Origin of the sequence: Pseudoruegeria sp. SHC-113 (assembly GCF_025376885.1) — a bacterium.
Lineage (GTDB): Bacteria > Pseudomonadota > Alphaproteobacteria > Rhodobacterales > Rhodobacteraceae > Pseudoruegeria.
In genome coordinates this window covers 2,732,158-2,749,505 of the sequence record NZ_JAHUBR010000001.1, presented here as the reverse complement: position 1 = coordinate 2,749,505, position 17,348 = coordinate 2,732,158, and the positions used below count along the sequence as shown (strand labels likewise).

Below are 17,348 nucleotides of genomic sequence, written 5' to 3'. Positions count from 1 at the left end.
CGGCCTGCGCCCGTCAGCTCTCGTAGTCTATCACATGACGCAGTTGTTTTTCATACTCCAGCGCCTTGCCGGTGCCCAGAGCCACGCAGTTCAAGCTTTCGTCAGCCACCGAAATGGCCAGCCCGGTCTGCTCGCGCAGGGCCAGATCCAGCTCGCCCAGCAGCGCGCCGCCGCCGGTGAGCATGACGCCCCGGTCGACGATATCGGCTGCAAGATCCGGCGGCGTGGCTTCCAGCGCCGTCATCACCGCTTCGCAGATCTGCTGCACCGGCTCCGCCAGCGCCTCGGCCACCTGTGCCTGGTTGATCTCGATTTCCTTCGGCACGCCGTTGAGCAGGTCACGGCCCCGGATCTGCATCGCTGCGCCGCGCCCGTCATCAGGCATGCGCGCGGTCCCGATGGAGGTCTTGATACGCTCCGCCGTGGCTTCGCCGATCAGCAGGTTCTGCTGGCGGCGCAGGTAGGAGATGATGGCCTCGTCCATCCGGTCGCCCCCCACGCGCACGGAGCGCGCATAGACGATATCGCCGAGGGACAGAATGGCCACTTCCGTGGTGCCGCCGCCGATGTCCACCACCATGTTGCCTGTGGGGTCGGTGATCGGCATGCCCGCGCCGATGGCAGCGGCGATGGGTTCTGCGATCAGGCCCGCGCGGCGCGCGCCTGCGGAAAGAACCGACTGACGGATTGCCCGCTTCTCAACCGGCGTCGCGCCATGGGGCACGCAGACGATGATCTTCGGCTTGGAGAAGGTGGTGCGTTTGTGAACCTTGCGGATGAAATGCTTGATCATTTCCTCGGCCACGTCGAAATCCGCGATCACGCCTTCGCGCATCGGGCGGATGGCCTCGATCGAGCCCGGCGTGCGCCCCAGCATCAGCTTGGCGTCTTCGCCCACGGCCAGCACTTGCTTGCGGCCATCCTTCACATGGTAGGCCACCACGCTGGGCTCGTTCAGGATCACGCCGCGCCCCTTCACGTAAACGAGCGTGTTCGCCGTCCCAAGGTCAATCGCCATGTCCGACGAAAACAATCCCCCAAAGCCTAGCATGTATCGGTCTTCCCGTTCCCCAGATGCGCCAATGGCCCGGCCCGAGTCGTGGCTCGGCGGGCCGCAGTGTTATAGGCCCTTGACGCGCAGGTTGGAAAGGCCAATGCGCGTAGCCTTCGGCACCTTTTTGCCGCCTTTCCATTTTCCGACTTTCTGCCACTTATCGGCAGCAATCCACGCCGCTTCCTTTCCATTTTTCAACATCCACCGCGCCCCACTTTAGTTCTGCAAATATCTCGGGGGAGCCGCCGAAAGGCGGCGGGGGCAGCGCCCCCTCTTTTTCGCGACGCAACGAAAAATGCCCCGGCCGCTGGGGCCGGGGCGCTTAGAAGGGCCGGGTCTGGATAAGATCGTCAGGAGACGTCCTTGTAAGAGACGGTTTTCACATCGTCGCCGGGCTTGGATTTCTCGCGCCGCACCAGCAGCCGGTTGAGCGCGTTCACATAGGCCTTGGCGGAGGCCACCACGGTGTCGGTGTCGGCGGCCTCGCCATGGACGATCTTGCCGTCCTCCTCCATGCGCACGCTCACCGTGGCCTGTGCATCGGTGCCTTCGGTCACCGCATGCACCTGATAGAGCTGCAGGCGGGCGGTGTGCGGAAACAGCGCCTTCACGGCGTTGAAGGTGGCATCCACAGGCCCATCGCCCTGAGCGGTGATCTGCTTGTCGACCCCGTCGATGCTCAGCGTCAGGTCTGCCGATTGCGGCGCTTCGGTGCCGCAGATCACGCGCAGGAATTTCACCTGCAGCCGGTCATGGGCCTGATCGGAGCCGCTGTCGCGCATCAGCGCAACCAGGTCGTCCTCGTAGACTTCCTTCTTGCGGTCCGCCAGCGCCTTGAAGCGCACGAAAACGTCTTTCAGCTGGTTGTCGGCCAGTTCAAACCCCAGCTCCGCCAGCTTGGCGCGCAGGGCGGCGCGGCCGGAGTGCTTGCCCATGACGAGGTTGGTTTCGGACAGGCCGATGTCCTCCGGCCGCATGATCTCAAACGTTTCGGCGTTCTTCAGCATGCCATCCTGATGGATGCCGCTTTCATGGGCAAAGGCGTTCTTGCCGACGATGGCCTTGTTGTATTGCACCGGAAAGCCCGAGACCGTCGCCACGCGGCGGGAGATATGCATCAGCTTCTTGGTGTCGATGCCGGTGCGGAAGGGCATGATGTCGTTGCGCACTTTCAGCGCCATCACCACTTCTTCCAGCGCCGTGTTGCCCGCGCGCTCGCCCAGGCCGTTGATCGTGCATTCGATCTGTCGCGCGCCCGCTTCCACGGCGGCCAGCGCGTTGGCCGTCGCCATGCCCAGATCGTTGTGACAATGGGTGGCGAAGATGATCTCGTCCGCGCCCGGCACCTTCTCGATCAGCATCCGGATCAGATCGGCGCTTTCGCGCGGCGCGGTGTAGCCCACGGTGTCGGGGATGTTGATCGTCGTGGCCCCGGCCTTGATCGCGATTTCCACCACGCGGCAGAGGTAGTCATGCTCGGTGCGGGTGGCGTCCATCGGCGACCACTGCACGTTGTCGCACAGGTTGCGCGCGTGGCTGACGGTGTCGTGGATGCGCTCGGCCATTTCGTCCTTCGTCAGGTTCGGGATGGCGCGGTGCAGAGGCGATGTGCCGATGAAGGTGTGGATGCGCGGGCGGGCGGCGTGTTTCACCGCTTCCCAGCAGCGGTCGATGTCGCCGTATTGCGCGCGCGACAGGCCGCAGATCACGCTGTTCTTGCTGCGTTGCGCGATCTCGGTCACGGCGCGGAAATCGCCTTCAGAGGCGATGGGGAAGCCCGCTTCGATCACGTCCACACCCATCTCGTCAAGCAGGGAGGCGATCTCCAGCTTCTCGTTATGGGTCATGGTCGCGCCGGGGCTCTGCTCGCCGTCACGCAGGGTGGTGTCGAAAATCAGGACATGGTCCTGCTGGCTCTTGTCGATGGTCATGGCAAGGTCTTTCGTGCTGTCTGCTTAGCCAAATTGGGGTTCGGGGTGCGGCAAAGATCCTCTGAGCGGTCGCACCGAACCGGCACGCTCAGAGGCGGCTAAGGAGCAGGGCTAGCGCGGACAGCAGGGCAGCGCCGGCAAAAGCCGGGGCGGCGAGGGGGCTGATATGCGCAATGCGGTCCATGGCGGCGGATAATACGCGCGGCTGACGGAAAGGAAAGCCCCAAACGGGCGCATCGGCGGAAATTGACGCGGGGCTTGAGCGGTTTACCTCCGGAAGACCGCAATGGAGTGGGAGACACGGCATGAAACGGGTGCTGATCATCGGCGCATCAGGCGGCATCGGCGCGGCGCTGGCGCAGGCCAGCACGGCGGCAGGAGCAGAGGTGGTTGGATTGAGCCGAAGCGCCGATGGGCTGGACGTGACAGATGAGGCCAGCATCGCGCGGTTGCTGGAGGGCGTTGACGGCGCGTTTGACCGCATCCTCTGCACGGTCGGCCAGCTCGCGCCTGAGGGCAGCGCGCCGGAGAAATCCCTTCGCGCGGTCGAGCCGCAGGCGCTGGCCCAGCTCTACGCCGTCAATGCCATCGGCCCGCTGCTGCTGCTCAAGCACCTGCTTCCACGCCAGCCACGCAACGCGCCCTGGCAGTTCGCGGCCCTTTCGGCCCGCGTCGGCTCTATTGGCGACAATCATCTGGGCGGCTGGTACGGCTACCGCGCCTCCAAGGCGGCGCTGAACCAGATGCTGCGCACCGCCGCGATCGAAGTGGCGCGCACCCATAAGCAGGCCACGATCTGCGCCCTGCATCCGGGCACCGTGGCCACCGATTTCACCGCCGACTATCGAACTCGCCATCCGGCAGTGCCCGCCGCAGAGAGCGCGGCGCATTTGCTGTCGGTGCTCGATGGGCTGACGCCTGCCGATACCGGCTGCTTCCGCGATTGGGCCGGGAAGGAGATCCCGTGGTGAGCGCGCCTCAGAAACCGCGCCTTGTCTTGGTGCTGGGCGATCAGCTCACGCCCAACGTGGCGGCCTTGAAAGCGGCCGACAAAGCACGGGACGTGGTGGTGATGGCGGAAGTCGCGGCGGAAACGGACTACGTGCCGCATCACCCCAAGAAGATCGCCTTTATCTTCGCTGCCATGCGCAAGTTCGCCGAAGCCTTGGAAAAGGACGGCTGGCGCGTGCGGTACACGGCGCTGGACGCTGACGATCCCGTTGCCTCGATCCCAGAAGCCCTGTTGGCGGCGGCGCAGGCCGAAAGCGCAAGCGCGGTCATCGCCACACGGCCCGGCGAATGGCGCCTGATCGAGGCCTTGCAAGAGATGCCGCTCGATCTGCAGATGCTGGAGGATGACCGGTTCATCTGCGCCCAAAGCCGCTTTGCCGCATGGGCAGACGGGCGCAAGAGCCTGCGGATGGAGTATTTCTACCGCGAGATGCGACGCGAAACGGGCCTCTTGATGGAGGGCGACAAGCCCGTTGGCGGGAAGTGGAACTTCGATCACGACAACCGCAAGCCCGCCAAGCCAGATATGTTCCGGCAAGGCCCCAAGCGTTTTGCGCCGGATGCGGCGACGCGCGCGGTTCTGGATCTGGTGAACGAACGTTTTTCCGGCAATTTCGGCTCGCTGGAGGATTTCTGGTTCGCCACCGATGCGCAGCAGGCCGAGGAAGCTCTGGCGCATTTTCTGACCCACGGCCTGCCGGGCTTTGGCGAGACGCAGGATGCGATGCTCACCGGAGATCCCTTCCTCAACCACGCGATGATCGGGCTTTACCTCAACGTCGGCCTGCTGGATCCGCTGGCGGTCTGCCGCGCGGCGGAACGCGAATACAGTGCGGGCCGCGCCCCTCTGAACAGTGTGGAGGGCTTCATCCGCCAGATCCTCGGCTGGCGAGAGTTCGTGCGCGGCGTCTATTTCCTTGAAGGCCCGGGCTACGTGGCGCGCAATGTGCTGGGACAGGGGGGCGATCTGCCCGCCGCCTATTGGGGCGGCGAGACGCAGATGGCCTGCCTCAAGGCCGCCGTTGCCCAGACGGAGCGCGAGGCCTACGCCCACCACATCCAGCGGTTGATGGTGACGGGCAATTTCGCCCTGCTGGCGGGCGTCGATCCGGCGCAGGTGCATGAATGGTATCTGGCCGTCTACGCCGATGCGTTTGAGTGGGTGGAGGCCCCCAACACGCTGGGGATGTCACAATTTGCCGATGGCGGCGTGGTGGGCAGCAAGCCCTATGTCTCCTCCGGGGCCTACATCGACAGGATGTCGGATTACTGCAAGGGCTGCGCCTATGATGTGAAGGCGAAGAAGGGGGAGGGGGCCTGCCCGTTCAACCTGCTCTACTGGCACTTCCTGAACCGCCACCGGGAGCGGTTTGCCGGAAACCCGCGCATGGGGCAGATGTATCGCACGTGGGACAGGATGGACGACGCCCATTGCGCGCAGGTGCTGGAAGAAGGCGATGCGCTGCTCGCGCGGCTGGCGGCGGGTGAGGTGGTTTAACGCTTCTTGGCGCGTAGAAAGCTGCGGCACCTCGTTTCACTCAGTAGATTTTAATCGGATCGCCCGGCGGCACGCCGGGCAGCCCCCGTCCGCCCCCACGGGCGGGGGCTTTTAGCCCCACGCCCTCGGACGGAGGCTGCCCTTACCAATTTGAATCTGGACGTTAGTTTCCGTCAGACCCTTCTTGCGCAGGCGCGGCCTCGGAGGCTGGTGCTTCCCCTTCGCCGGACGGGAACGTCGTCTCCCCATCGGTGAAGGCGCCACCTTCCCAGGAGCCACTCTGGCGCTGGCCGGTGGCAAAGCGCATGGTGCCTTCGCCCTGACGTTTGCCGGCCTTGAACATGCCCTCGTAGACATCGCCATTGGCATAGGTCGCCACGCCGCGCCCGTCGATCTCACCGCCGGACCACTCGCCCTCGTAGCGGAAGCCGTCGGGCATCACGATGCTGCCGGTGCCTTCGCGCTGACCGGCCTTGAAGGTGCCGGTATAGACGGTGCCATCGGCATAGGTGGCCACACCCTCGCCGTGGCGCTGGCCGTCAAACCATTCGCCCTCGTAGCGGTAGCCGTCGGGGTAGGTCATCACGCCCTGACCGTGGTTTTTCGCGTTGGCGAATTCGCCCTCGTAAACCAGCCCGTTGGTGTAGCGCGCCACGCCCTTGCCTTCGATCACCCCGGCTTTCCACGCGCCTTCATAGGTGTTGCCATCCGGGTAGGTGATCTTGCCGGTGCCATCGGCCAGATCGTTCACGAAAGTGCCCACGTAGATGGAGCCATCGGGGTAGGTGACCTCGCCCGTGCCCTCGATGCGGCCGTCCGTCCAGCCGCCGACATAGCGGTAGCCGTCGGTGCCGGTGAACGTGCCTTGCCCGTGGCGCTTGTCGTTCTGGAAGCTGCCCTCGTAGACGTCGCTGTTGGCATAGGTCACTTTGCCCTGCCCATGGCGCTGCCCGGCGACGAACTCGCCCTCATAGACATCGCCGTTGATCTGCAGAAGCTTGCCCTTGCCGTCGATCTGGCCATCCAGCCAATCGCCTTCGTAAACGAGCCCGTCGGGCATCGTCAGCTTGCCGGTGCCCTCGCGCTTGCCAGCGATCATCGTGCCTTCGTAGATCGCGCCATCGGGGTAGGTGATCAGGCCGGTGCCTTCCTTCACGCCGTCCACCCAATCGCCCTCGTAGATGTAGCCGTTGGGGCTTTTCATCACGCCGAGCCCGTGGTGCAGCGCATTTCGGAAGCCGCCTTCATAGACCACGCCGTTGGCGTAGGTGGCGATGCCGTTGCCCTCGATGCGCCCGTCCGTCCAGTCGCCTTCATAGGTGCCGCCATCGGCGAAGGTGATCTTGCCGACGCCCTCGGGTTTGCCGTCGGCGAAAGCGCCGACATAGATCGAGCCATTGGGGAACTTCGCCCGGCCCTGGCCGCGGATCTCGCCGTCCTGCCATTCGCCTTCGTATTCATAGCCGTTGGGCAGGCGATAACTGCCTTGCCCGTGCTGCTTGCCATTGCGGAAGGTGCCTTCATACACCCCGCCATCTTCGTATTGCTTCGTCACCACCGGGCCTTCGCCCGCCGTCTGTGCGAGCGCCGCGCCCGGTGTGGCGAGCACGAGCGCAATCGCCGTCGCGGCCCCCATCACAGCCTGCGTGATTGCGCCTGTCGCGGCGCGTTTTCCTGCGTGTCTGAACTGCACGTCAGCCCCCTTGGCCTGTTCGCATTGTGCTGCCCGATTGGCCTTTTCGGCCTGACGGGCGCTGTTTGCGGCAAAAGGTAAAGGAGCCCACGGGGGCTGACAACGGCTTTTGCGCACGCGGGGCGGATGCGGCTTTCCCTTGCCGGTCAGTCTGGTAAAGACGGGGGCAGATGAAGAACCAAGGCCCCCTGCAGGAGCGACCGCGCCATGAGTGACCGTTTTCGCCTGACCCTTGCGCAGCTGAACCCGACGCTGGGCGATCTGGCTGGCAATGCCGCCCGCGCCAAGGCGGCCTGGCAGGAGGCCCGGTTCGCGGGGGCCGATATGGTCGCCCTGCCTGAGATGTTCATCACCGGCTACAACACGCAGGATCTGGTGCGCAAACCGGCCTTTTTCACCGACGCCATCGCGCATATCGAGGTGCTGGCCGAAGAATGCGCCGACGGCCCCGCCATGGGCATCGGCGGGCCGTGGTTCGAGGACGGGCAGCTTTTCAACGCCTATTACATCCTGAAAGGCGGCAAGATCCGCAGCCGCGTGCTCAAGCACCACCTGCCCAATGAAACCGTCTTCGACGAGGTGCGCCTTTATAACAGCGGCCCCCTCGGCGGCCCCTACAGCGTAGGCAACACCCGCATCGGCACGCCCGTCTGCGAGGATGCCTGGCACGAGGATGTCTCCGAGACGCTGGCCGAGACCGGCGCTGAGTTCCTGCTGGTGCCCAACGGTTCACCCTATTACCGGGGCAAGCTGGAAACCCGGCTCAATCACATGGTGGCCCGCGTTGTCGAAACCGGCCTGCCGCTGATCTACCTCAACATGGTCGGCGGGCAGGACGATCAGGTGTTTGACGGTGCAAGCTTCGTGCTGAACCCGGGCGGCGAGATGGCGATGATCCTGCCGCCCTTCGAGGAAGAGTTGGCCACGGTGGATCTTGTGCGCACGCCGGAAGGCTGGCGCGCGCAAGAGGGTGCGAAGGCTCATCAGCCCGACGCCTGGGAGCAGGATTATCGCTGCATGGTGGAGTCCTTGCGCGATTACTGCCGCAAGACAGGCTTCGGCAAGGTGCTGCTGGGGCTTTCCGGCGGGATCGACAGCGCCCTTGTAGCCACCATCGCCGTGGACGCGCTGGGCGCGGAAAACGTGCGCTGTGTGATGCTGCCGTCTGAATACACCTCGCAAGCCTCGCTGGAAGATGCCGAGATCATCGCCAAGGCGCTGGGCTGCCACTACGATTACGTGCCGATCACCGAAAGCCGCGCTGCCGTCACCAACACGCTCGCGCCGCTGTTTGAGGGCACGAAAGCCGACATCACCGAGGAAAACATCCAGTCCCGCCTGCGCGGGCTGCTGCTGATGGCGATGTCCAACAAGTTCGGCGCCATGCTGCTGACGACGGGCAACAAGAGCGAGGTCGCCGTGGGCTATGCCACGATCTATGGCGACATGAACGGCGGCTACAACCCGATCAAGGATCTCTACAAGACGCGCGTTTTTGAGACCTGCCGCTGGCGCAACGCCAACCACCGGCCGTGGATGAAGGGCCCTGAAGGGGAGGTCATCACCCCGCGCGTGATCGACAAGCCCCCCAGTGCCGAGCTGCGCGAAGATCAGAAGGACGAAGACAGCCTGCCGCCTTACGAGGTGTTGGATGCGATCCTGACGATGCTGATCGACGAGGAAGCCAGCGTGGCCGATTGCGTCGCCGCAGGCTTTGAGCGCGACACGGTGAAGCGCGTGGAGCATCTGATCTACATCTCCGAGTACAAACGCTTCCAGTCCGCCCCCGGCACGCGTCTCACCCCGCGCGCCTTCTGGCTGGATCGCCGCTACCCGATCGTCAACCGCTGGCGCGACAACAGCTGACGCGCCCCTGAGGAAGCCTCGCCATGCCTGACGCCCGCACGGATGCCACCGCCCCGCTCCTTTGGGCCTCGGAAGCGCAAGAGGCCGGGCGGGCGGCCAACCGGGCGACGGTGAAGCGGATCGAGGCGATGATCCGCGCGGACGACCGCGCGCCGCTTCTCACCGCACTGGATCGCTGGCACCCGGCCGACGTGCTTTCCGCGCTCGTGTCCTTGCGCGCCAAAAGCGCGCGGCGGCTGTTTCACTGGCTGCCCGAACACATGAGCCTTGCGGTGCTCTCGGAGCTGGATGCCGAGCTGCACACTGTTCTGTTTGATCCCACCACGGTCGCCAAGTTCCGCAGCCTGCTGCGCAAGATGCCGATGGATGAAGCGGTGGACACGCTGCTGGAGCTGCCCCGCGATTTCGCCGAAGAGCTGATCGACGGCCACCCGAAGGCCGAAGCCCTGCGCCACGCCGTGCAGGCCCAGCAGGACGCCGTCGCCACGGTGATGCGCCACGGGCTGATGGCGGTGCCGCTGCATTGGAGCGTGGCCGCGCTCACCGAAGATATCCGCCGCCGTTCGGGCGAGATCGGCAAGATCGACATGATCTTCGTGGTGGACGATCTGCACCACCCCGTGGGTACCTTGCGCTTTCGCGACGTGCTGATCGCGCCGCCGCAGACAGAGGTAGCCGCGATCCTCACGCCGGACCCGATGATCGTCAGCGCCGAGGCCGACCGCGAGGACGTGCTGCGGCTGGCCGAGGCCCAGCATCTGCACGCGATTGCCGTGGTGGATGGCGCCGGGCGGCTGGTGGGCGGCGTCGCCCCGCGCGAGCTGGCCGAGATCCTGCGCGAAGAAGCGGAGGAGGATATGCTCGTCATGGGCGGCGTCGCCCCGGCCTCGACCCAGTTCGACGGGCCGCTGACGATCCTCAAACGCCGTCTGCCGTGGCTTCTGGGCGGGCTGATCGGCTCGTCCGTGGCGGCCATGGTGATCGGCTCCTTCGAGGAGGTGCTGGCGCAGGCGGCGATTCTGGCCTCGTTCATTCCGGTGGTGATGAGCACGGCCGGCAACTCCGGCATCCAGTCCAGCACGGTCTCGGTGCAGGCGATCACCTCGGGCCACACGTGGCGGGGCGATTTCCGCGACCGTGTGCTGCGCGAAATGGCGGGCGCGGCGCTGAACGGGCTTTGTGCGGGCGCGGTCACGGGGCTCGTGGTGCTTCTGGTCAGCCTTTTCCTGCCGATCCCTGATGCGGGCGCTTTGGCCGCCACCGCGCTGGTGGCGCTCACGCTGGTGACGCTGCTTGCAGGCACGCTGGGCGCGGTGATCCCCTTCGTGCTGAAAGCGCTCGGGCAGGATCCGGCGGTGGCCACGGGGATCTTCATCACCACCTCCAACGATGTGTTCGGTGTCTTGATTTTCTTCGTCGTGGCCAGCACCCTTTACCTGTAGCGGAAGGGAGGCGCGGCGATGGCCGAGAACAAGACGCAAGCCACCGAGGCCAGCGTGGAGGCGTTTCTGGCGCAGGTCGCGCCTGAGCGCCGTGCCGATGACGCGCGCCAGCTGGCGGCGCTTTTTGCCGAGGTCACGGGCTTTGAGCCGCGCATGTGGGGCCCGAGCATCATCGGCTACGGGCGTTATCACTACCGCTACGAGTCGGGCCGGGAGGGCGATTTCCTCGCCACCGGGTTCTCGCCACGCAAGAGCGCGCTGTCGCTCTACATCATGCCCGGCTATCAGGATTACTCCGATCTGCTTTCCCGCTTGGGTAAGCACAAGACAGGTAAATCCTGCCTCTATATCAATCGCTTGTCGGATGTGGATCTGGGCGTGCTGCGCGAGCTGATCGCCACCGGCCTGAAGGATCTGGGCGCGATCTGGCCAGTGCATCCCGTGTGATTTTCGGCGAGCTATTAACCGGCTGTTTGCCTTCCTGCGCCATCACAGGGGCATGACCCGCGCCGCCTTTCGCTTCTTCCTCTTCGCCGCTCTGGCGCTTCTGCCGTCGCAGGGCTGGGCGCAGGCCTGTACGCCGCCCGATCCGGCGGAGTTCTCATGCCCCTCCACCGCCTTTGAAGCCTGCGAAATCACGGTTGAGGGCGCGCCGCGCCGCTATTGCCGCCATATCCCCGATCAGGGCGGCAGCCTGCCCGCGCTCATCGCCTTCCACGGGGCAGGCGCGGGGGCGGAGGCGATGGTGAACCTCTGGCGCTACAACACCGAGGCGGGGCTGATCCTGATCGTGCCGGATGCGCGCGAGGTGGGAGAGGATGGCGTCTGCTCGTCGATCTGGCGGCAGATCGGCTTTCAGGCGCAGGATTGGGCCGGGCTCGCTGCGCCCTACGGCTGCGCGGGCGGCACGGGCTTTTCCGATCTCGCCTTCGTGGAAGCGCTGATGGACGCCACCGAGGCCGAGCGCGACGTGCAGGGCTTCTATGCGGCGGGCTTCTCCGCCGGGGCGGGGTTTGTGTTCCAGCTCTATCTCACCGCGCCACTGGCTGCGCGGTTCAAAGGCTTTGCCGCCGCTGGCATGGGAGTGAACGCGGCCAAGATGCGCGCGGTGGAGGCCGGGCACGCGAGCCCCGCGCGCTTCGGGCCGAACCGGGACGTGAAGCGGCCTTTCCTGTTTCACATGGGCACAGCGGATAAATTCGCCCTGCCGGTGGAGGAGATCGTGGCCGAGCTGCAGCGCCATCCGCGCTGTGCGGAGCCGGGCAGTATCTACATCGCGATGCGCTGTGTGCTCTTCAATCCGATCGGGCGGGAGCGCGGGAATTTCGACCTCACGAGCCAGCGCCGCCGCACCGAGGATTGGCTGGCGGCATTCAACCAGACCCAGCCGCGCCGGATCGAAAGCCTGTACCCGGATCTTGGGGCCGGGGCGGGCGGCGATCAAACCATGACAGTGCGCAGCGATTACCTGCCGTCAGAAGGCGGTGCACCGGTGGCGGTTCTGACAACGGTGGATGGGGGGCACGATTGGCCGGGGTGGGGGGGCAATCAGCCGCCCTGCGCCTCCGGCATGTGCGATGTGGATCTCAGCAGTGAGATCCTGCAGTTCTGGCGCGCAACGGCGGGGATGGTCACCCCGCCGCGCTAGAGTGTGGGGCTTAGCCCATGATCATCTGGTAGCTCGCAGGCACGTAGCGGAAGCCCGAATCCTTGGCCTCCACAAAGCCCACGGCGGGGAAGGGCATGTGGTAGCCGATGAAGGGCACCTTGTCGGCGGCCAGCATGCCGAAGATCTTGCGGCGCGTCGCGGCGGCGGCGGCTTTGTCCATGTCGAAACGCACTTCCCAATCCGGGTAGCCCAGCGACCAGACATAATGGTTGGCCGCATCGCCGATCAGCAAAAGCTGCTGCCCGTCGCTTTCCAGCATATAGGTGGTGTGGCCCGGTGTGTGGCCGTGTGCCGCCATCGCAGTGATGCCGGAAACAACCGAGCCGCCATCCTCAAGGAAGCTCAGCTTCTCGGCCATCGGCGTGACATTGGCAGCGACCATGTCGCCCACGCGGTTGCCCGCTTCCATCTTGCTCCAGAAGTCGTATTCCGTGCTCGCGGTCACGTAGCGGGCGTTGGGGAAGGTGGCCGCGCCTTCCGTCATCATGCCGCCGATGTGATCCGGGTGCATGTGGGTCAGCACCACCACGTCGATCTGATCCGGCGTGTAGCCCGCATCGCCAAGCGCCTTGGCAATGCCGCCCGCGCCAAGCCCGGTGTCAAAGAGCACAAGCTCGCTGCCGGTGTTCACCACGGTCGGCGTGAAGAAGAACTGCGACTTGTCGGTGGGGATGAAATTGGCGGCGGACACTTCGGCGAACTCCTCGGGCGAGGCGTTCATGCCGAAAATCTCCTGCGGGTTTTCCACCGTGCGGTTGCCATCCAGCAGCGTGGTGACCTCGAACCCGCCCAGCTTCATGCGTGAGAAGGCTGCACCACCGGGGCCCATCATCTCGGCCGCAGCCGAAGCGGGGCGGCCGGAGAGCGTGGTGAGGCCCGCCGCCAGCGGCAGGGCGGCGCCGGTGAGCATGGCGGCACGGCGGGTGATTTTCACGTCGGACATGGGGTACTCCTTTATCGATGCCTTGCAGGGAGCTTAGGGCGTCGACGCGGGCTGGCCAGTCACTTGCACGTGAAAAATCGATTTTTTTCGCATTACCCTTTGGCGGGCTTCTCCGAAATCCAGAGCGTGATCGTGCCGCGCACCACGGTGATGCCCTGATCGTCCTTGGCTTCCACGCGCACCTGCATGTCGCCGGGCACCCAATCCTCGGGCGCCACATCGGCGGTGCAGGTGATGTCGCTTCCCGCTTTGGCCGTGTAGTCGAGTTGCATGCCCTTCGGGATCCAGCGCAGGTGCTTGGGGATGGAGGCCTCGGCCATGAAGCCCATGGCCATCTCAAGCCCGTTGGCGATGGCGATCACATGGACGGTGCCGATGTGGTTCTGCACACCTTTGCGCTTTTTGATCAGCACGCTGCAATGATTGGGCCGCACATCGGTAATCAGCGGGTTGATGGTGCGGAAATAGGGCGCGCGGCGCGCGGAATAGGCCGAGAAGATCTGCCGCCCGAAGGGCCATTTCAGCATCTTCTCATACATGTTCAGAACGTAGTTGCCGGCCATGAAATCCCCTCTCGCACCTTGGCTTTGCTTCTGTTAGACCGCGCGGATGCAAAAATCCCCTCTGACGTTGGGTCCGCGCGCCTCTTGGCGTTTCAGCGCGCCCCGGCTAAGAGGAAGCGACGCTTCAAAGCGAAGGCAAAAAAGATGACCGTGACCCGTTTCGCCCCCAGCCCAACCGGCTACCTCCACGTGGGCAACCTGCGCACCGCGCTGTTCAACTACCTGATCGCCCGCAAGGCCGGAGGGCAGTTCATCCTGCGTCTGGATGACACCGATCCGGAGCGCAGCAAGCAGGAATATGCGGATGGCATCAAGGAGGATCTGGAGTGGCTCGGCCTCACCTGGGATCGCGTGGAAACGCAGTCCTCCCGCCTTGAGCGCTATGAATCGGCGGCACAGGAGCTGCGCGACAAGGGCCGCTTTTACGAGTGTTTCGAAACGCCGACGGAACTTGACCTGAAGCGCAAGAAGCAGCTGAACATGGGCAAGCCGCCCGTCTATGACCGCTCCGCGCTGAAGCTTTCCGACGAGGAGAAAGCCAAGCTGCGCGCCGAGCGCGGCAACGGTCACTGGCGCTTCCTGCTCGATCAAGAGCGCATCGAGTGGAAAGACGGCATCCTCGGCGACCTCTCGATCGATGCGGCTTCCGTTTCTGATCCGGTACTGATCCGGGGCGACGGGCAGTTCCTCTACACGCTGGCCTCCGTCTGTGACGATGTGGATTTCGGCATCACCGACGTGGTGCGCGGCTCTGACCACGTGACGAACACCGCCACCCAGATCCAGATCATTCAAGCGCTGGGCGGCCATGTGCCGAACTTCGCGCACCACTCGCTGCTCACCGGCCCGCAGGGCGAGGCGCTTTCCAAACGCCTTGGCACGCTGGCGCTGCGCGATCTGCGCGCGCGCGGGGTGGAGCCGATGGCGCTGCTCTCGCTCATGGCGCGGCTGGGCTCCTCTGATCCGGTGGAGCTGCGCGGCTCCATGGAGGAGCTGATCGAAGGCTTTGATCTGTCGAAGTTCGGCGCGGCGCCGACGAAATTCGATGTCGAGGATCTCTTCCCGCTGACCGCCCGCATCAATCAGGGCCTGCCCTTTGACGCGGTGAAGGGCAAGATCGCCGAGATCGGCGTTCCGGCGGAGCTTGCCGAGCAGTTCTGGGCCGTGACCCGCGAAAACATCACCACGCTGGCCGATCTGGAAGGCTGGTGGGCGATGTTCCGCGATGGCGCGGAGCCGGTGATCGACGCCGAGGACGCGGAGTTCGTGGCGCAGGCCATGGCGCTGCTGCCCGAAGGCCCGCTGGACGGTGACAGCTGGGGCGCATGGACCTCTGCCGTGAAAGAGGCCACCGGGCGCAAGGGGCGGGGGCTGTTCATGCCGCTGCGCAAGGCGCTCACCGGTCAGAGCCACGGCCCCGACATGAGCGCGGTGCTGCCGCTCTTGCAGGTGATCCGCGCGAAAGCCTGAGCCGCCACAGGCCACTTTGTTATAAAAACGCGCAAGGTATGCACAGGCCTTGCGCGTTTTTCATTGTTCCCCAATAGGCCAATCCGCGTATCGTGGCGCTCTCACGGGTGGGAGCGGATCGATGGCCAACGAACAAGCGAAATTTCTGGAAGGCAGCCTGTTTCGCCATGTCTCGGTGATGAGCTTCACCGCTTCGGTGGGGCTGATGGCGGTCTTCTTCGTCGATTTCGTGGATATGGTCTTCATCTCCATGCTGGGACAGGCCGAGCTGGCCGCCGCCGTGGGCTATGCGGGTGCGGTGCTGTTTTTCACCACCTCGCTGGGCATCGGCATGTCCATCGCCGCGGGTGCGCTGGTGGCGCGGCAGCTGGGGGCGGGGGATGCGGAGGAGGCGCGGCGCAAGGCCACCCATACGCTGGCCTTTGGCGTCGGCATGGGCGTGGTGCTGGCGGCGGTTGTCTGGCTCAACCTGCACAGCCTCACGGGCTTTTTGGGCGCGGACGGGCGCACGCAGGAGCTGGCGGTCGATTACCTGCAGATCATCATCCCCTCCATGCCTCTGATGCTCGCGGGGATGGTTGCCAGCGCGGTGCTGCGCGGCCACGGGGACGCGCGCAGGGCGATGTATGTCACGCTCTGGGGCGGCGGGGTGAACGCGGTTCTGGACCCGATCTTCATCTTTGCGCTGGGGCTGGATCTGAACGGCGCGGCGCTGGCCAGCGTCTGCGCGCGGATTGCCATGTGCGTCACCGGGCTTGCGCCGGTGATCCGCCACTACGGTGGATTTTCCCGGGTGAGCCTCGCCGGCCTTGCGGCTGATTTCAAACCGGTTTTCGCCATAGCTCTGCCCGCGATCCTGACACAGGTCGCCACGCCCTTCAGCTCGGCCTATGTGACCCGCGCCATGGCGGCCTATGGCGAAGAGGCCGTGGCGGGCATGGCCATCGTGGGCCGGCTCACGCCGCTCTCCTTCGCGGTGATCTTCGCGCTTTCGGGCGCGGTGGGTCCGATCATCGGCCAGAACGCAGGGGCCAAGCAGCACGAGCGGGTACGCGGGGCCTACCGCGACGCGCTGATCTTTACCGCCGGTTTCATACTCTGCGTGTCGCTGATCCTGTTCCTGCTGCGCGCTCCGATTGCCGATCTCTTCAGTGCGACGGGGCTCGCGCGCGAGCTTGTTTTCCTGTTCTGCGGCCCGCTGGCGCTGGCGTTCTTCTTCAACGGGGTGCTGTTTGTGTCCAACGCGGCCTTCAACAACCTCGGCCATCCGTTCTATTCCACCTGGCTCAACTGGGGCCGCCACACGCTGGGCACGATCCCCTTCGTGATGCTCTTCTCCGCCCTCATGGGCGCACCGGGGGTGCTGATCGGGCAGGCGGCGGGGGGGATCCTCTTTGCGGTGATCGGCTACGGTCTGGCGCAGCGGGTGATCGCCAAACAGGCGGCGGGCGAGGTTGCAACACCGGCACCCGCGCCCTTCCAACGGCAGGCCCGGCAACAAAGCCTGTTCAATCTGCGCAAATAGGGCTGTTTCGCCAGAAACAGCCACGCGCCCGCCTCCCCCAGCGGGCGCGTTTCCGCGCCCACAGGCGGGCGCTCACCGCTTCTGAATACGCTGCTTCACAAGCCAGAAAGATGCTTGTCCGTCAGTAGCTTGGCGTCCAGTGTTGTAGCCCCTGCGCGCGGGTAGAGCGGATTTGAGCGGTCGTCCAGAATGCCCGCCTCCCAGCCGGTTGTGGTGGCAAAGAAATCCGCGACGCCACGTAAGCCGAACTCCTCCAGATAGCCCTGTACCACAACGTCCAGATAGCTGAGCGCGATGGGGTGTGGGGCCTCCGGCGCAGGATGCTTGGCCGCAGGGATCTCATAAATCGCGATGGCTGAAGCGCTGGCGTGGCTGTGATCGATCCGGCCCGTTACCGTGATCCTGTCATAGGCGGCCTCGCGCGCGTCAAGCGCGGCCCAATCGGCACCGGGCACCCGCGCGATCAGCCCGTCGATGCGCGAACCGGCCTCCGGCGCAGCGGTGAGAATCGCGCGCGGGAAGCTTGCGATCTGCCGCCAGTGCCGCCGCCAGCCGTGCACGCGGGCCGGTGCGGCATCGCCATATCCATGCGTCGCGCGGTTCACCAAGGAGCCGTAGCCAAAGAAAAAAGGATCGCTCATGGGGCCACGCTGCCGCTGCCGTGCGGCGTTTGCAAGCCCTTG

The 17,348-nt window shown here is 65.2% G+C and carries 14 protein-coding genes; 8 read left to right on the top strand and 6 right to left on the bottom strand.

Features of this window, described 5'->3' with window-relative positions:
- Positions 1 to 13 precede the first annotated feature (13 nt).
- Positions 14 to 1,051: a rod shape-determining protein gene (locus tag KVX96_RS13480; RefSeq protein WP_261195036.1), complete on the bottom strand. Its 1,038-nt coding sequence runs from the start codon at positions 1,049 to 1,051 to the stop codon at positions 14 to 16.
- A gap of 353 nt (positions 1,052 to 1,404) precedes the next feature.
- Entirely contained in the window at positions 1,405 to 2,985 is a 1,581-nt protein-coding gene (locus KVX96_RS13475) for a 2-isopropylmalate synthase (RefSeq protein ID WP_261195035.1), read from the bottom strand.
- A gap of 305 nt (positions 2,986 to 3,290) precedes the next feature.
- On the opposite strand from KVX96_RS13475, the gene KVX96_RS13470 reads away from it, so the two are divergent.
- Positions 3,291 to 3,956, top strand: a complete 666-nt coding sequence (locus KVX96_RS13470; protein ID WP_261195034.1) for an SDR family NAD(P)-dependent oxidoreductase — start codon at positions 3,291 to 3,293, stop codon at positions 3,954 to 3,956.
- Positions 3,953 to 5,494: a cryptochrome/photolyase family protein gene (locus KVX96_RS13465; protein WP_261195032.1), complete on the top strand. Its 1,542-nt coding sequence runs from the start codon at positions 3,953 to 3,955 to the stop codon at positions 5,492 to 5,494. The genes KVX96_RS13470 and KVX96_RS13465 overlap by 4 nt, the downstream gene beginning before the upstream one ends.
- Before the next feature lie 163 nt (positions 5,495 to 5,657).
- Here the strand turns inward: KVX96_RS13465 and KVX96_RS13460 are convergent, their stop codons facing one another.
- Positions 5,658 to 7,130, bottom strand: a complete 1,473-nt coding sequence (locus KVX96_RS13460; RefSeq protein ID WP_261195459.1) for an MORN repeat-containing protein — start codon at positions 7,128 to 7,130, stop codon at positions 5,658 to 5,660.
- Positions 7,131 to 7,394: 264 nt separating this feature from the next.
- Between KVX96_RS13460 and KVX96_RS13455 the strand changes: the two genes are divergently transcribed.
- The 4 genes from KVX96_RS13455 to KVX96_RS13440 are packed head-to-tail and all read left to right on the top strand — an operon-like array spanning position 7,395 to position 12,143.
- Positions 7,395 to 9,053: an NAD+ synthase gene (locus KVX96_RS13455; RefSeq protein ID WP_261195030.1), complete on the top strand. Its 1,659-nt coding sequence runs from the start codon at positions 7,395 to 7,397 to the stop codon at positions 9,051 to 9,053.
- Between the two features lie 23 nt (positions 9,054 to 9,076).
- Positions 9,077 to 10,495, top strand: a complete 1,419-nt coding sequence (mgtE, locus tag KVX96_RS13450) for a magnesium transporter (RefSeq protein ID WP_261195028.1) — start codon at positions 9,077 to 9,079, stop codon at positions 10,493 to 10,495.
- Between the two features lie 18 nt (positions 10,496 to 10,513).
- On the top strand, positions 10,514 to 10,942 hold the full coding sequence (locus KVX96_RS13445; RefSeq protein ID WP_261195027.1) for a DUF1801 domain-containing protein: 429 nt from the start codon (positions 10,514 to 10,516) through the stop codon (positions 10,940 to 10,942).
- 52 nt (positions 10,943 to 10,994) lie between these two features.
- A complete protein-coding gene (locus tag KVX96_RS13440; protein WP_261195025.1) occupies positions 10,995 to 12,143 on the top strand; it encodes a hypothetical protein in 1,149 nt (382 codons plus the stop codon).
- Positions 12,144 to 12,153: 10 nt separating this feature from the next.
- Here KVX96_RS13440 and KVX96_RS13435 read toward each other — a convergent pair whose 3' ends face one another.
- The gene (locus KVX96_RS13435) at positions 12,154 to 13,107 is read right to left on the bottom strand and encodes an MBL fold metallo-hydrolase (protein ID WP_261195024.1); all 954 of its coding nucleotides are present in this window, start codon (positions 13,105 to 13,107) and stop codon (positions 12,154 to 12,156) included.
- Positions 13,108 to 13,199: 92 nt separating this feature from the next.
- Entirely contained in the window at positions 13,200 to 13,670 is a 471-nt protein-coding gene (locus KVX96_RS13430) for a hotdog fold domain-containing protein (protein WP_261195023.1), read from the bottom strand.
- 144 nt (positions 13,671 to 13,814) lie between these two features.
- Here KVX96_RS13430 and gltX point away from each other — a divergent pair, with 144 nt between their 5' ends.
- On the top strand, positions 13,815 to 15,140 hold the full coding sequence (gene gltX / locus KVX96_RS13425; RefSeq protein ID WP_261195022.1) for a glutamate--tRNA ligase: 1,326 nt from the start codon (positions 13,815 to 13,817) through the stop codon (positions 15,138 to 15,140).
- A gap of 121 nt (positions 15,141 to 15,261) precedes the next feature.
- On the top strand, positions 15,262 to 16,665 hold the full coding sequence (locus KVX96_RS13420; protein ID WP_261195021.1) for an MATE family efflux transporter: 1,404 nt from the start codon (positions 15,262 to 15,264) through the stop codon (positions 16,663 to 16,665).
- A gap of 95 nt (positions 16,666 to 16,760) precedes the next feature.
- On the opposite strand, the gene KVX96_RS13415 is transcribed toward KVX96_RS13420, so the two are convergent.
- Positions 16,761 to 17,306: a gamma-glutamylcyclotransferase family protein gene (locus tag KVX96_RS13415; RefSeq protein ID WP_261195020.1), complete on the bottom strand. Its 546-nt coding sequence runs from the start codon at positions 17,304 to 17,306 to the stop codon at positions 16,761 to 16,763.
- Between the last annotated feature and the right edge of the window lie 42 nt (positions 17,307 to 17,348).

Excerpts from the sequence above, each read along its gene's own strand:
- KVX96_RS13440 (WP_261195025.1), top strand. The coding sequence starts at position 10,995 with ATGACCCGCGCCGCCTTTCGCTTCTTCCTCTTCGCCGCTCTGGCGCTT.
- KVX96_RS13470 (WP_261195034.1), top strand. The coding sequence starts at position 3,291 with ATGAAACGGGTGCTGATCATCGGCGCATCAGGCGGCATCGGCGCGGCG.
- KVX96_RS13415 (WP_261195020.1), bottom strand. The coding sequence starts at position 17,306 with ATGAGCGATCCTTTTTTCTTTGGCTACGGCTCCTTGGTGAACCGCGCG.
- KVX96_RS13460 (WP_261195459.1), bottom strand. The coding sequence starts at position 7,130 with ATGGGGGCCGCGACGGCGATTGCGCTCGTGCTCGCCACACCGGGCGCG.
- mgtE (WP_261195028.1), top strand. The coding sequence starts at position 9,077 with ATGCCTGACGCCCGCACGGATGCCACCGCCCCGCTCCTTTGGGCCTCG.
- KVX96_RS13445 (WP_261195027.1), top strand. The coding sequence starts at position 10,514 with ATGGCCGAGAACAAGACGCAAGCCACCGAGGCCAGCGTGGAGGCGTTT.
- gltX (WP_261195022.1), top strand. The coding sequence starts at position 13,815 with ATGACCGTGACCCGTTTCGCCCCCAGCCCAACCGGCTACCTCCACGTG.
- KVX96_RS13475 (WP_261195035.1), bottom strand. The coding sequence starts at position 2,985 with ATGACCATCGACAAGAGCCAGCAGGACCATGTCCTGATTTTCGACACC.
- KVX96_RS13435 (WP_261195024.1), bottom strand. The coding sequence starts at position 13,107 with ATGTCCGACGTGAAAATCACCCGCCGTGCCGCCATGCTCACCGGCGCC.
- KVX96_RS13420 (WP_261195021.1), top strand. The coding sequence starts at position 15,262 with ATGGCCAACGAACAAGCGAAATTTCTGGAAGGCAGCCTGTTTCGCCAT.
- KVX96_RS13480 (WP_261195036.1), bottom strand. The coding sequence starts at position 1,051 with ATGCTAGGCTTTGGGGGATTGTTTTCGTCGGACATGGCGATTGACCTT.
- KVX96_RS13455 (WP_261195030.1), top strand. The coding sequence starts at position 7,395 with ATGAGTGACCGTTTTCGCCTGACCCTTGCGCAGCTGAACCCGACGCTG.
- KVX96_RS13430 (WP_261195023.1), bottom strand. The coding sequence starts at position 13,670 with ATGGCCGGCAACTACGTTCTGAACATGTATGAGAAGATGCTGAAATGG.